Origin of the sequence: Campylobacter magnus (assembly GCF_028649595.1) — a bacterium.
Taxonomy (GTDB): domain Bacteria; phylum Campylobacterota; class Campylobacteria; order Campylobacterales; family Campylobacteraceae; genus Campylobacter; species Campylobacter magnus.
Genome location: NZ_JAQSLK010000004.1, coordinates 110,858 through 124,461, shown reverse-complemented (window position 1 = coordinate 124,461; position 13,604 = coordinate 110,858). Strand labels below are relative to the sequence as shown.

12 protein-coding genes are annotated in these 13,604 nt (G+C 39.6%); 6 read left to right on the top strand and 6 right to left on the bottom strand.

Features of this window, described 5'->3' with window-relative positions:
• The first annotated feature begins 93 nt into the window (after positions 1 to 93).
• Entirely contained in the window at positions 94 to 3,837 is a 3,744-nt protein-coding gene (locus PTQ34_RS06140; protein WP_273932651.1) for a S8 family serine peptidase, read from the top strand.
• 129 nt (positions 3,838 to 3,966) lie between these two features.
• Here PTQ34_RS06140 and PTQ34_RS06135 read toward each other — a convergent pair whose 3' ends face one another.
• Positions 3,967 to 4,368 (bottom strand): HP0495 family protein, encoded by a 402-nt coding sequence (locus PTQ34_RS06135; RefSeq protein ID WP_273932650.1) that lies wholly within the window; start codon positions 4,366 to 4,368, stop codon positions 3,967 to 3,969.
• Positions 4,352 to 4,834, bottom strand: coding sequence for a cyclic pyranopterin monophosphate synthase MoaC (moaC, locus tag PTQ34_RS06130; RefSeq protein WP_273932649.1), 483 nt, complete (start codon positions 4,832 to 4,834; stop codon positions 4,352 to 4,354). The genes PTQ34_RS06135 and moaC overlap by 17 nt, the downstream gene beginning before the upstream one ends.
• A gap of 52 nt (positions 4,835 to 4,886) precedes the next feature.
• Between moaC and dnaG the strand changes: the two genes are divergently transcribed.
• The 5 genes from dnaG to PTQ34_RS06105 all read left to right on the top strand — a co-directional run bounded on the left by dnaG (position 4,887) and on the right by PTQ34_RS06105 (position 10,214).
• Positions 4,887 to 6,608 carry a DNA primase gene (gene dnaG, locus PTQ34_RS06125; RefSeq protein ID WP_273932648.1) on the top strand — a complete coding sequence of 574 codons (1,722 nt, stop codon included), beginning with the start codon at positions 4,887 to 4,889 and terminating at the stop codon, positions 6,606 to 6,608.
• The gene (locus PTQ34_RS06120; protein ID WP_273932647.1) at positions 6,609 to 7,610 is read left to right on the top strand and encodes a 7-cyano-7-deazaguanine synthase; all 1,002 of its coding nucleotides are present in this window, start codon (positions 6,609 to 6,611) and stop codon (positions 7,608 to 7,610) included.
• A 178-nt stretch (positions 7,611 to 7,788) separates the two neighbouring features.
• A complete protein-coding gene (locus PTQ34_RS06115; protein ID WP_273932646.1) occupies positions 7,789 to 8,766 on the top strand; it encodes a tetratricopeptide repeat protein in 978 nt (325 codons plus the stop codon).
• Complete coding sequence (gene rnhA / locus PTQ34_RS06110; RefSeq protein WP_273932645.1) at positions 8,763 to 9,197, top strand: ribonuclease HI; 435 nt, start codon at positions 8,763 to 8,765, stop codon at positions 9,195 to 9,197. Before PTQ34_RS06115 ends, rnhA begins: the two co-directional genes overlap by 4 nt.
• Positions 9,198 to 9,656: 459 nt before the next feature.
• Positions 9,657 to 10,214: a type II secretion system protein gene (locus PTQ34_RS06105; protein WP_273932644.1), complete on the top strand. Its 558-nt coding sequence runs from the start codon at positions 9,657 to 9,659 to the stop codon at positions 10,212 to 10,214.
• A 377-nt stretch (positions 10,215 to 10,591) separates the two neighbouring features.
• On the opposite strand, the gene PTQ34_RS06100 is transcribed toward PTQ34_RS06105, so the two are convergent.
• From PTQ34_RS06100 to PTQ34_RS06085, 4 genes are all read right to left on the bottom strand, one after another.
• On the bottom strand, positions 10,592 to 10,819 hold the full coding sequence (locus PTQ34_RS06100; protein WP_273932643.1) for a hypothetical protein: 228 nt from the start codon (positions 10,817 to 10,819) through the stop codon (positions 10,592 to 10,594).
• Between the two features lie 19 nt (positions 10,820 to 10,838).
• On the bottom strand, positions 10,839 to 11,945 hold the full coding sequence (locus PTQ34_RS06095) for an MFS transporter (protein ID WP_273932642.1): 1,107 nt from the start codon (positions 11,943 to 11,945) through the stop codon (positions 10,839 to 10,841).
• A gap of 514 nt (positions 11,946 to 12,459) precedes the next feature.
• Positions 12,460 to 13,167, bottom strand: a complete 708-nt coding sequence (locus PTQ34_RS06090) for an AMIN domain-containing protein (protein WP_273932641.1) — start codon at positions 13,165 to 13,167, stop codon at positions 12,460 to 12,462.
• Positions 13,168 to 13,174: 7 nt separating this feature from the next.
• On the bottom strand, positions 13,175 to 13,444 hold the full coding sequence (locus tag PTQ34_RS06085; protein ID WP_273932640.1) for a septum formation initiator: 270 nt from the start codon (positions 13,442 to 13,444) through the stop codon (positions 13,175 to 13,177).
• Between the last annotated feature and the right edge of the window lie 160 nt (positions 13,445 to 13,604).

The window sequence follows — 13,604 nt, the reverse complement described above, 5'->3', positions numbered from 1 at the left end:
CCTGGGGGAATTCTAGATTTTACCCTATAAATTTTATTCTTTATTAAAGTTATAGATAGTAAAATTTATCAATACACAATTTTAGGTAAAATCATGAAAAAAGAAGTATTTTTAATAGCAATTAGTGCTAGTATAGCCCTAGGGGCAAATAATCAAAAAGATTTAGACTTGATAAACGCAAGCGCAGCTTATGATCAGGGTATAACAGGCTCAGGCGTAAAGATTGGCGTTATAGACGGTGCTGCTAGAGATGATGTAAGTCTTTTGCAAGGCAAAGTAAACGATCAAATGTTTTCAAAATATAAAGGAAGCACTTATAAGCCAGATTACACAGTAGATACACATGGTACTCATGTAACAAGCATTATAGTAGGAAATAACTTAGGAAATGATGCTCCACATGGTGTGGCTTACGGAGCTACAAGTTATAACTTACAAGTTACTGGTAGAAATACAACTGGAAGCAACTCGGACATTGAAGTACCTTCATCAGATAAAATATATTCTTATTTTATGGATAATGGAGTAAGTGTTATAAATAATAGCTGGAATTCTAAGATTTATCCGTTAGTTGGCATGGACGGAGAAATGGGTTATCATCCATTGTATATATCTACTGATGCCAATTCCTGGATAGAACAAGCTTTTTACAAGTCAAAAGAGATAAAAAGTTTAGTACAAATATCAGAAGAAAATAAAGCTCTTGTGGTTTTTGCTGCTGGAAATGAAGGTATGAGCTCTCCTGGTTTGTTTGCTACGCTACCTTCTTATAATGAGAAATTGCGTTCTTTTTTAGTTGTTGGGGCTGTTGATAGCGATAAAATCAAAAAAGATGGCGATAAACTTGTTTTAAATGGAGCAAGCGTTCCTTTATTTAGCAATGGATTTAAAGGCTCAATAAATTATGCTTTAATGGCACCTGGCAATAATGTCATAGCAGCAAATGCTGCTTATGGTTTGCGTGATGTGCTAGGCAAAACAGATAAAAACGAATTTATTGCAATTAGTGGAACAAGTCAAGCCACGCCTTATGTATCAGGAGCGGCAGCTTTGGTACAAGAAAAATTTCCGTTTCTTAAACCAAACCAGGTTGCCGATGTTTTACTAAGCACCGCAAATCAAAATTTCAAAAAGCCAAAAGTAATCGTAAAGAAAACTACTACTGGCGAAGGTTTAAAAAGTAAAACTTATTATACCGTATTCTATTTAGATGATAATGAAATCCCAATGAAGAATGGTCAAGTAGATACGGCTCAAGTTGAAAAAGACTTAGACGCAGAGGGATATTATTGGAGAGAATCTTGGGGTGCTATTCAAGCTAGTAATATAAATCAATTTAAAGACCCAGAATATAACTGGATTCAAAAAGCTAGCTGGCAAGAGGTTTTTGGACAAGGAATTTTAGATATAGGTAAGGCTATGGGTGGTATCGGCAAACTTGATGCCAACCGTATGAGCGACAAAGATATAGATTCTGAAAATTCTAAACAAGCTCTTTACACATTGAATATAGAAAAAAATCATGGTCAAGTAATTTTTAGCAATAACATCTCTCAAAGATTATGGGAAGATAACACACATGAAAAAGATGCTGTAAGTAAACCAATAAAATTACCAAATGTAACTCAAATAGGTATAAAAAAAGATGGTGATGGCACACTACTCTTGAGTGGTAATAGTGATTACAAAGGAGACACTATAATAAATAATGGTGAGTTAATACTGAGCGGAAAACTTATAAGTTCATCTGTATTTGCTAAAAATTCAAGCATTTTTACACTGCAACAAGGCACAGTAAATAACAATGTAAATATTAGTAACAATGCTATGCTTAGAGGTATAGGTAAAATTGAAGGCAATTTAATAAACTATGGTATTGTAAGAGCTGGTTTTTACGATGACAAAGACTCATCTAGCAGCCTCGATACTTTAAGAGTAGGTGGGGAATATAGTCAAAGGGGATCTAATGCTATATTACAAATTGCTTTTGCTAAAAGCGATTTAAATAGTAAATTTATTGCCAAAAATTATGATATACAAGATGGTGGGCTGCAATATGTGCCACTACACAATGCTGATAACTTAATTCAAAAAGGTGAAACAATAACTGTAAATTTGGACGATGGTCTAGTTCAGCAATTTGGAAATTTTAAAATTTCTGCACTTTCTACAAACTTATTAGCTTTTGATATGCAAGAAGACGGAAAAAGCTTTATAGCCAGAGAAAGAAATGGTAACGAACAAGGCAGAGGCTTAGATAAAGGGCAAGTAAAGCAGCCAACACCAACACCACCAGATGGTGGTGATAGCTCAGGTGGTGCAGACGGCACTGGCACTGGTGGTTCACAAGGTGGCGGCAGTTCAGGCTCTGGTTCGCAAGGTGGTTCAGGTAACACACCAACTAACCCAAGCCAACCAGCTCAGCCAACTCAACCAAGCACGCCAACTCAACCTAGCCAACCAACCCAACCAGAAGAGCAGCCTAACCAGCCACAAAACCCAAGTGGCAACACCGGCGATAATAACCAAAATAATAACGCCGGCGCAGGTAACCAAAACCAAAACAACCAAAACCAAAACAACCAAAACCAAAACAACCAAAACAACCAAAACAACCAAAACAACCAAGCAGAGCAAATAGCTGCTCAGCAACTAGCAGGGCAACAAGCAGTAGCTGCTGCTGTTTTAGCTGCTGCCCCAGTCGCTCCAAGCAGTCCTGATGCTCCTATAAAAGCACTTCAAGGCTTGCTTAATAATGCTGCTACTCTAAGTCCACAGAGCACCGCTGCCCTAGCCCAGCTAGACAACTTGCCTAGCGAGCAGTTTAGCGACGCTCTAAATGCTATGAAAAACACACCAACAAACACAAACATAGACTCTATTGATACAATGCAAAAAGACTTAACTATCAAAAACGCTCTATTTTTAATGGATCCAGCTAGCTCGCTTGGCTCACTAAATACTTCTAGTTCTGTATTTGCGCCAACAGCAGCCTTTGGCGATGAGTATCTAGGCAAGGTTGATGATGTGTTTATAAAAACAGAACTTAGCGCAGGTATAGCCTACCGCCACACCGACCACGATAATTACAAGCAAAACTCTTATTTGCTAGATTTGCAAGCCAAAAAAGCTCTTAGTGATAGCACCTTGCTAGGTGGCTTCATCGGTCTATCTCACTCAAAGACTGAGGATGATCTAAGCGACACCAGATCAAATATGTTTAGCCTAGGGCTTAGCCTAAATCACAATTTTGATAGCTTTGGCGTGCTTTTGGGGGCTAGTGCTGGTATGAGCTTTAACCGCTATGAACAAAGCATAAAATATCTAAGCAACGCAAAAAGTGATGCAAACTACAAAAACTACTTTGCTAACTTTCAAGGCGGCGTTTATAAAAGCTTTAAGCTAAGCGAGAACCTTAATTTTACGCCTATTGCGCTACTAGATTATAGCGTGATAAGGCAAGATAGCTTCTCTCAAAGCGGAGCTCTGGCAAAAAACTACGAGGCAAAGACCACGCACTTTGGCAGGGGCTGGCTGGGCGCAAATCTAGTTTATAACACTGAGCTAAATAATAACTGGCGCTTTAATGCTAGCCTTTTTGCCTTTTATTGGAGAAAGTTTAATAACAAAGATATAAATCAAAATCTAAGCTTTGTTGAAGCTAGTAATCAAAAGTTTTTAGCAAATACAAGCAGAAGCGAGAAGCAAGGCTTTTATGGTGGCGTTGCTCTTGGTGCTAGCAAGGGCAATAAGTTTTTTCGCATTAGCATAAGTGATGAAAAAGCAAGAGCTTATAATCAATATGAAATCATGCTAAGGGCTGGGATAAGCTTTTAAAGCTTTGGTGTAGGAATTCTAGAATTCCATCTAGAATTCTTGGGGAATTCTAGAATTCCTAAGGCTTTTTTAAAACACGGTTTGAAAAAATCTAGAATTCTATCTAGAATTCCTAGGGAATTCTAGATTTTATAGCACAAAAGCACAAGCCGCTTTTAGCTTGGCAAAAATCTCTAGTCTTTCATTTTCGCTTCGCACTAACAAGTTTAGCTTAAAGCTTTTATATTTAGTGTTTTTATTGCTTGCTGTAAGTTTATGCTCGCAGATACCAAGCGTGTTAGCAATCAACTCTTTTTCATCTCTATCAAGTGGCACAAAAATCGTATACTCCCAAATAAGAGGATAATCAATCTTTGGCTTAATATCAGCTAAGCAAGTACTAATGGGAATTCTAGAATTTCTTGCTAAATCTTTGACTAAATTTTGGGCTAAATTTTTGGCTGTTTTAGCGGTATCGGCTGAATTTTTAGCTAAGTTTTTAGCTGAGTTTTTAGCTGTTTTAGCAGCAGGGTTTTTAGCTGTTTTGCTCACGGCGCCACTCCCCACTTTTGCCACCACTTTTATACTCTAAGCAAATATCCAAAATCTCCATGCCTTTCTCAGCCGCTTTTAGCATATCATAAAGATTTAAAAGCCCTATGCTAACAGCGCTAAGTGCCTCCATCTCTACGCCTGTTTGTCCGCTAGTGCTAACCTTGACCCTTAGCTCAAAGCCAGGCAAATGAGGCAAAGCTATAAGCTCTGCGTCCGTGCCTGAAATCAAAATAGGATGAGCCATAGCAATAAGCTCGCTGGTTTTCTTTGCTCCCATTATTGCTGAGATTATAGCGATTTGTTCTACTGGGCCCTTTTTGCCCTGACCACTCAGGGCTAGCTCAAAGGTGACTTTGCTCATTTTTATACGCCCAGAGGCGATTGCTAGACGCTCGGTGATATTCTTTGCGCCGACATTTACCATTTTTGGATTGCCATTTTCATTTATATGTGTTAATTTCATAAGCAAAATTATAGCAAAATTATGCTATTTTTACTCACAAAAGAGTAAAAAAATGATAGAACAAAAAAGTATAGAGCATTTAAGAAATTCCATTGATATAGCTGATGTGGTGGGTGCTTATGTAAGCCTAAAACGCTCAGGCTCGTCTCTTGTGGGGCTTTGTCCTTTTCATGGTGACAAAAGCCCTAGCATGCATGTAAGCTCAAATAGAGGTCTTTATCACTGCTTTTCTTGTGGGGCTGGAGGCGATGCGATAAAGTTTGTCATGGAATACGAAAAGCTAAGCTACCCACAAGCTATAGAAAAGCTTGCTAGTATGTTTGGCATAGAGCTTGAATACAGCAATGAAAAAACACAAAAAAAAGATAATAGCCTAAAAGAAATTTTAGAGCTTTTAAACAATTATTATAAAACCGAGCTTTTTAACCCAGCAAATATTGCTGCGCTTAATTATCTAAAAGAGCGCGCTTTAAGCCCTGCAATGATAGAAAAGTTCGAACTTGGCTGGGCACCGCCAAGCCAAAACACTATAAATTTACTCCAAAAAAACGAAATAGAAGCTATTAAAGCCTTTAGCGCTGGCGCGATAAAAAATAGTGAGCGTGGCGTATACGCAAGCTTTTCAAACCGCATAACCTTTCCAATCTATAATCATATAGGCTCTATTGTGGGCTTTGGTGGACGCACCATCAGCGACCATCCAGCAAAGTATATAAACAGCCCTCAAAGCGAGATTTTTGATAAAAGTCGTGTGCTTTATGGCTATGATAAGGCAAGAGCGGCTATTTTTAAAAGTGGCGAGGTGATCATTTGTGAGGGCTATATGGATTGTATTATGCTGCATCAAGCTGGCTTTTTTAACGCTGTGGCTGTGCTTGGCACCGCTCTTACGCCAAAGCATTTGCCACTATTAAAAAAAGAAAATATAAAAGTAATTTTAAGCTTTGATAGCGATACAGCAGGTCAAAATGCCGCACTTCGCTCAGCTGAGCTGCTAAGTCGTTCTAGCATAGATGGCAAAGTGGTATTGATAGAGGGCGGCAAAGACCCAGCCGAGCTAGTAGCAGCAAATAGACAAAGCGAGCTAGCAAGCCTTTATAAAGGTGGAGTGGAGCTAGTAGAGTTCGTGCTAAGAAAAAAAGCAGCTGCGATGAGCCTGCAAACGCCCATGGATAAAATAAAAGCCCTTGATGTTTTGCGTGAGTATTTAGGGGCTTTAAGACCTGAGATTATCAGCTTTTACGAGCCCTTGGTAGCACAGATTTTGGGTATAAATCCGCATGACTTTTCACTTAAAAAAAATGTTAAAATTCCGCAAAATAATCAAAACTGGGGCATAAATAATAATTTTAGAAGCTTTAAGCCATTAAGGAATTCTAGATTTAAAGCCCCACAAGATGAAATCCCAAACCCCCAAGCCTATATCCAAAACACAAATAAGCGTGATATCCTAGCCCTTAGCGTGCTAAAAAATATCTTGCTAAATAATGAGTATAAAAAAATCGCTTTGCCGCTTCTAAATGCGCAGATGTTTAAGGATGTTAGGTATTATAACGCTTTTGTAAACGGCGATGAGAGTGTTTTGCGCAGCTTGGAGCTAGATGAGAGCTTGGAGCTTTATGACGCAAAACAGTTTAAATCAGCTCTTAATAGGCTGGTTTGTTCTTTTTTAGAAAGTGAGAAAAATCGCATCGCAAATAGTAGCGAGGATAATAAAGCTGCTAAAATAAGAGAACTAACCATAGCAATAGATAAACTTAAAAAGGAAATGTAGATGAAAGCACTTGCGCTTTTTAGCGGTGGGCTTGATAGCATGCTAGCAATTAAGCTTATTACAAATCAAGGCATTGAGGTTCATGCCCTGCACTTTGATATAGGATTTAGCAGGGATGAGAATATGCTAAAGACCTTAGAGCGTAGGGCAGCTGAGGCTGGGGCTAGTTTTGAGAGAGTAAATATCACAAATAAATATTTGCGCGATGTGCTTTTTAGCCCAAAATACGGCTACGGAAAGGCGTTTAATCCTTGTATTGACTGCCACGGATATATGTTTAAGACAGCTATTTGTCTGCTTGAAGAGCATAAGGCTAGCTTTGTTATCTCTGGTGAGGTCTTAGGACAGCGGCCTATGAGCCAAAGAAATGAAGCGATGAATCAAGTAAAAAAGCTCTCAGGCAACGGCGAGATTATTTTGCGCCCACTGTGTGCTAAGCTGCTGCCACCAAGTCTGCCTGAGCTAAGAGGCTTTGTAGATAGAGAAAAGCTTGAAGCAATAAATGGTCGCTCAAGAGCTCGCCAAACCGAGCTAGCCACGCTCTTTGGCTTTAGCGAGTGGGCTAGTCCTGGTGGGGGCTGTCCCTACACAGATCAAGGATTTAGTGCTAGAATTCAAGACTGGATGGCACACGAGGGCAAGGGGCGAGAGATGGACGAGCTTGACCTTCAAAGTCTGCGCTATGGCAGGCACCTGCGACTTGAAAATGGCGCAAAGCTGATTATAGGGCGAGATGAGAGAGAAAATAACTCACTTTTAGAGCTATTTAACTCTGGGCTTAATAAGCAGTATATGAAAGCGCAGATTGATAACTTTACAGGTGCTTTTGTGCTAGTATCAAAAAGTGCTAATGAGAGCGAGCGTGAGCTCTCAGCACGCTTTGCGCTTACTTATGGCAAAAGCGAAAACGGCAAATGCTACGAAGTAAAAATCGGTGATGAGCTAATAAATACTAGCGCATTTGCTAGCAAAGATGAGGCAAAAAAATATCTAGTGGGCTAGGGAATTCTAGAATTCCCTAAAATTCCGTCATTGCGGAATGTCCGTCATTGCGAGGGAGCAAAGCGACCGAAGCAATCTCATTTATTAAGCCTTGAGCGAGATTGCTTCGGCTTTTTCAAAGCCTCGCAATGACGAAATTTTGGACGGAATTTTAAAATTCCCTAAATAAAGGCAGAAAATGGACTTTTTATTTATTGATGCAAGAGATCCGATTTTTGGGCTGATTATACTGGTGCTAAGTGTCGTTGTGGTGGTGATTTTTAGCTACTTTTGGGGTGTGTTTTCTCGCAAAAGCAAAGATGCTAGCATTGATAAGTTTTTAGCCAAATTCAGCCAAGATGATAGCAAAATCATAGAATCCCTAAGCAGCCTAGAAAGCCCTGAACTAGCAGTGATTGCCACGGGTTTTGCCAAGCTTGGCGACTGGCAAAAAGCAGCTAATTTCTACGAAAAAGCTATCAAAAAAGCAGGGCATGATGAAAAAATGCTCTTGCTAGGCGACCTTGGACTTGCCTACATAAAAACAGGCCTATTAAAAAACGCCAAAGACTGCCTTGAAGAGCTACTTGGCGCAAAGCCACGAGATGAGAAGGCGCTATTTCATCTGCTTTTTGTCTACGAAAAATTAAAGGATAAAGATGGGATTAAATCCTGCCTTGATGCGCTTTTTGCTTTGGGGTGCTGTGATGATGATTTGCGTGCTTATATCGGTGCTAGCGAGCTTTTATCTGCGGCCCTTAGCACTGGGGATAAAATCACAGCCCTAAAAACCCTACCCCAAACAGCGCTTGTTAAAAGATATATTTGCGAGCTAAAAAGCAAAAACTACGAAAAGCCAAGTGCTGATGAGTTGCCGCCCTTACAAATGTGCGCTGATCTCTTTGATCTAGATACTTTGAGCGAGTTTTGGAACGAGTTTTTCACAGATGAGCAAAATGGATGTGAAAATCTTAAGTTTAGCATAAAGCTAGCTAAACTTGCCAAAGAAAATAACCTAGGGGCAAAATTGGAGTTTAAATACACCTGCTTAGCTTGTAAAAACGAGCTTCCGCTGTTTTTTGCTCGCTGTCCAAAATGCCTAAAAATCGCTAGTGTTAAGCTAGATGCCACTTTGAGACAAGATGAGAGTTTTTCACAGCAAAAGGGGGATATGTGAAAAAAGTGCAGATTTTTTGCGATGGCAGCTGTCTTGGAAACCCTGGAAATGGCGGCTGGGCGTATATCCTACGCTACAAAGAACACGAGAAAAAAGCAAGCGGCGCAAAGGCTAATACCACAAATAACCAAATGGAGCTAAGTGCTGCAATTAACGCTTTAAAGGCACTTAAAGAGTCTTGTGAAGTGGAGCTTTTCACAGATAGTAGCTACACGGCAAAGGGCATAAACGAGTGGCTAGCAAAATGGCAAAAAAATGGCTTTAAAACCGCTAGCAAACAACCTATAAAAAACCAAGAACTATGGCAAGAGTTAGCAAAGCTGCTTGCTTTTCACAAGGTAAAAGCGCAGTGGGTAAAAGGGCACGCAGGACACGCAGAAAACGAGCTTTGCGACCAAATGGCTAAAAGCGAGGCTCTTAGCTTGAAATAAAATTTGCTAGGGAATTCTAGAATTCCTTATTTTTTGCTTCGCATCCGCTGGTTGGGGGTTAGGGGGTATTTTTTACTTAGGAATTCTAGAATTCTAGAATTCCTTAAAGAGAATTCCTTAAAGAGAATTCCCTAAACTAGAATTCCTTAATCTAGAATTCCCTACCGTGTCATCCTCGGGCTTGACCCGAGGATCTCTGCTCTAGGAATTCTAAAATTCCGTCCAAAATTCCGTCATTGCGAGGAGTGAGTAAAACGAACGACGAAGCAATCTCGTTCAAAATTCCGTTCAAAATTCCCTAGAATAAAATCTAGAATTCCATAGCAAAAATACTTTAACAAAAAAAAAAAAAACGCTTAATAAAACATTAACAAAAGCAAAAAAATAGCTTATTTTAAGCCAAGTTTAGTAATTAACATAGTAAAATACCGATTCATTTAATATTTAAAGGAGTTAGCCATGAAAAAGGGCTTTACAATGATTGAGCTGATCTTCGTGATCGTTATCTTAGGAATTCTAGCTAGCGTAGCTATCCCTCGCCTAGCTGCTACAAGAACTGACGCTGAAATCGCAGCTACTGTAGCAAATATCCGCACATTTTTAAGTGATGTTACTAGCTATTACGCTGTAAACGGTGAATTTGCTAGAGATTTTAGTGTAATGACAAATGTAAAATTTAAAAATCTTAGTAATAGGAATGGTGGCTCTTACGGTATATTAGAGATTGGTAAGGCTGACACTGATAAAGATTTAGACAGTTGTCTACAAATAGGAGTTGCAGAAGATGATAAGGGTAGAGGAATTGTTTTTTTTCTGCCAGTTTTACAAAACAATAATACTGTTTGTAAAGCAGTTTTGAAATCTGCTCCAATGCAACAATTCTTAAAATCAACTGTATCAACAAATATTACTGGATGGAATGGCACCCGAAGCTGTACAGGTTATAATGAAAATGAAACGGATGAAAAAGTTAGTGGTATGGGCTGTATAGAAATCAGTTCAGGTGGTATATACTAAAGTAAATAACGCTGACAACAAACCTCAAAACACTTTATAGTAATTTAAACAATTACCATAAAATCTAGAATTCCTAGGAATTCTAGATTTTTTCTAGGGAATTCTAGAATTCCTAACTACTTATGTCATTGTACGGCTTGACCGCTCTGTGTCATTGTCCGGCTTGACCGGACAATCTCATCACAAAGAATTTTAAAATTCCGTCATTGCGAGCGAAGTGAAGCAATCTCGTTCAAGGTTTAATAAATAAGATTGCTCCCTCTTTTTTTCAAAGCCTCGCAATGACGAATTTTAGGGAATTCTAAATTCCCTAATCTAAAATTCCCAAAAAGAAACCCCCTAACCCCCAGAAAAAAACAAAGGAATTCTAGAATTCCCTAGTGCTTAAACTTTCTTCTGTGCGCCTCAAAGTCTATTTCTACGAAGCGGTTTTTCTTTTTGCCTTTTTTAAAATAAAAATACACAAAAACTCCAAGCAATACAGGCAGCGCAAAAATAAACAGCCAACTAAGCGCAAAAAATACAAAGGCTAGCAAAGCAAAAAGCCCTATAAGCACAGCCGTGGGCAGCGAAAATGCCAGTAAAAATGCAAAAAAGTTTCTCAAATATCTACCTAAAATCTGCTTAAATTCTATCAAGTTTAGCTAGCATTAGCACCCACAGCACGCAAAGTGCGAGCATAACATAAGGCGCAAAGTAGCTAGCCCCAAGCAAGCTGCCAACAAAGCTACCGCCGTATCCACAGGCATTTAGCACGCCAAGGGCCACGCCTCGTTTTGCTTTTGTTAATTTACTCATTTGGCTTTGTAAAATCGGCTCCTGAAGGCTAAATGCGATGAAAAATAGCACCGCACCAACAAAGGCAAATAGTATATTCTCAAAGCTTGGTGAGATCAAAAACACAAGCAAACTAAGCGCAAAAATAATCACGCTAGCAAAAAATAGCTCTTTTGCCTTGCCCTTAGCATCGCCCAAAAATCCAGCCACGCCCATAGAAAAAAAGCCAAAAACCGCACACAGCGCATAAATCTGCCACAAACTAGCACGCTCAAAGCCCATTTGCCCCACAAGCACAAGCCCTATGCTTACAAAAAAAGCATTTAAAAACATTTTTTGGAAAAAATTGCTAAGGCTTAAAATGCGAACATTTTTGTTTTTAATAAGCTCGTAGGTGGTAGTGGTCTCATTATGCTCGTGTTTTTCTGGCTCGGCTAAACCTAGCAAGATAACAGCACTAATCACGCAAAGCAAAGCACAAAGCCAAAATAGCGCACTAAGCCCCAAATAGCTAGCTATAATAGGGCTTGAAATCATAGCAATCACAAAGGCCATACCAACGCCCATGCCAAGAAGCGCCATGTATTTTGAACGGGAGTTTTCTGGCACTATATCAGCGATAAAGGCACTTGCTACAGCGCCAACTGCGCCAGCACCTTGAATAAAACGTCCCAAAATCAGCAGATAAATACTATCGCTAAATATAGCGCAAAGCACGCTGCCAAGGCCGTAAATAGCGATACCTAAGCCTAGGGCTTTTTTGCGACCGATTTTATCGCTTAAATGCCCAAAGGGTGCTGCAAATATTATCTGGCTTAGCGCATACGCCCCCACAGCTAGACCTATTTGCCACGCCTCTCCGCTAGCATAAGCACTAAGCACAGGTAAAATCACAAAAAGCCCAAAAAACCTAGCCCAAACAATGAATATCAAACTAAATACTTGTCTTTTCAAAACTCTACTTTCTTTTAAATAATTTATAAAATCACTAAGGAATTCTAGAATTCCCTAGCACCGAGATCCTCGGGTCAAGCCCGAGGATGACAGAAAACTTAGGAATTCTAAAATTCCCTAGAATTCCTCACTATGTCATCCCACAACCTACATTGTGTCATTCTCGGGCTTGACCCGAGAATCTTGTTCAAAATTCGTCATTGCGAGCGAAGCGAAGCAATCTCATTTATTAAGCTTTTTATTAAACTCCAAACGAGATTGCTTCGGTCGCTTTGCTCCCTCGCAATGACGGAATTCTAAAATTCCCTAAATAACTCTAGAATTCCCTAGATTGTAACTTGCTCGGCGATTCTAGTATCGTGGTGCTAGTATGACAAAAGGCAGTGAGCGCGCCGCAGGGATAGGATACGAAATCCATCCCAAGGCGCGCGTAACTGGCTTTTTTTATAATAGTGCTGCGAGACGAATCGCCAAAAAAAGCACTCACAAGTTAAAGCCTAACGATAAGCAACTATTATTTTCCTAGCCAAATAGTATAACTCGAACTATTTTGCCTAATAGAATACTTATACTTCTTATCTAACTCCAAAACCACTCTATAAAACTTACCGTGAGAACCCACGGTTGCGCGGCGCAAAGGCGTTTTGTTGCCAAACTCACGACTATGGGTTAAAAACTTACTTTTTTTCTCAAAATCCATCACAATGCGTGAGCCTTTATCATAGCTTTTTAGCAGCAAATCAGGCGTGTTTATGACGATTTTATTAGCATAGGCATTTATCCTGCCAGCTACGATATCAGCACTTGCTAGTGGCGTCTTTTGGCTTGGTGTGGCAAGGGCTTGTAGTGGTGGGCCTTCTGTGAGGTTTGTTATCGCTCTTGCTTCTGTGATGTTGCCTTGGGCTGTGACTGAGACATCAACCACTTCGCCGTTTTTTGGCATGGCTTGGCGGCTGATGTAGATAGTATCACGCCAGTCAAAACTAGCCCTAATATCCACACGCTTTTCTTTTAGCGAGCCATCCACGCTTTTATAGACTACAACCACGGCCTCTAGCTCTCTTGCATCACTTGGCAAATTCACGCTTGTTTGGCTAAAACCTGCTAGCTTTGTAATGATATTTGTAGTATTTGAATCAGCCAAAGTAGTAGAGATAAAAGGATTGTCCCTACCAAAAGCCAAAAGCGGCAACAAACACGCCAGCAAATATAAATATTTCATCATCTCCTCAGTTTCTCTCAGGATCAAGCCCGATGAGCTCAAAATAGTCTTTTTGAAGTTTTGCGTTTTCTTGTTGTAGCTCGCTTACTTGTTTGCTTAGCTGTTCACGCTTTGCGTGTAAATCAAGCATCACATCAAGCCCACGCGCGCCAAAAAGTATATTGCCTATATACCAGCCAGCAAAGATCACGCAAACTGCCATTGCGCCGTAAGCTAACAAGGCTTTTGTGTTTTTTTTGCGCCTTTGCTTTGGTAAGTGGTCTAAAATTTCGCTCATTTTGTTACTTTTGGCAATACTCTAAACAGAGGAATTCTAGAATTCCTAAGTTAAAATTCTAGAATTCTAGAATTCCCAAAATAAAATTCTAAGAATTCTAGAATTCCAAGTTAAATTCTAGAATTCCTAAGGCTAAAACTAGAATTCCCAAACTAAAATT

Bases quoted from the DNA above. Each gene is read 5' to 3' on its own strand.
- PTQ34_RS06105 (WP_273932644.1), top strand. From the start codon at position 9,657: ATGAAAAAGGGCTTTACAATGATTGAGCTGATCTTCGTGATCGTTATC.
- PTQ34_RS06085 (WP_273932640.1), bottom strand. From the start codon at position 13,444: ATGAGCGAAATTTTAGACCACTTACCAAAGCAAAGGCGCAAAAAAAAC.
- PTQ34_RS06115 (WP_273932646.1), top strand. From the start codon at position 7,789: ATGGACTTTTTATTTATTGATGCAAGAGATCCGATTTTTGGGCTGATT.
- PTQ34_RS06140 (WP_273932651.1), top strand. From the start codon at position 94: ATGAAAAAAGAAGTATTTTTAATAGCAATTAGTGCTAGTATAGCCCTA.
- moaC (WP_273932649.1), bottom strand. From the start codon at position 4,834: ATGAAATTAACACATATAAATGAAAATGGCAATCCAAAAATGGTAAAT.
- PTQ34_RS06120 (WP_273932647.1), top strand. From the start codon at position 6,609: ATGAAAGCACTTGCGCTTTTTAGCGGTGGGCTTGATAGCATGCTAGCA.
- dnaG (WP_273932648.1), top strand. From the start codon at position 4,887: ATGATAGAACAAAAAAGTATAGAGCATTTAAGAAATTCCATTGATATA.
- PTQ34_RS06090 (WP_273932641.1), bottom strand. From the start codon at position 13,167: ATGAAATATTTATATTTGCTGGCGTGTTTGTTGCCGCTTTTGGCTTTT.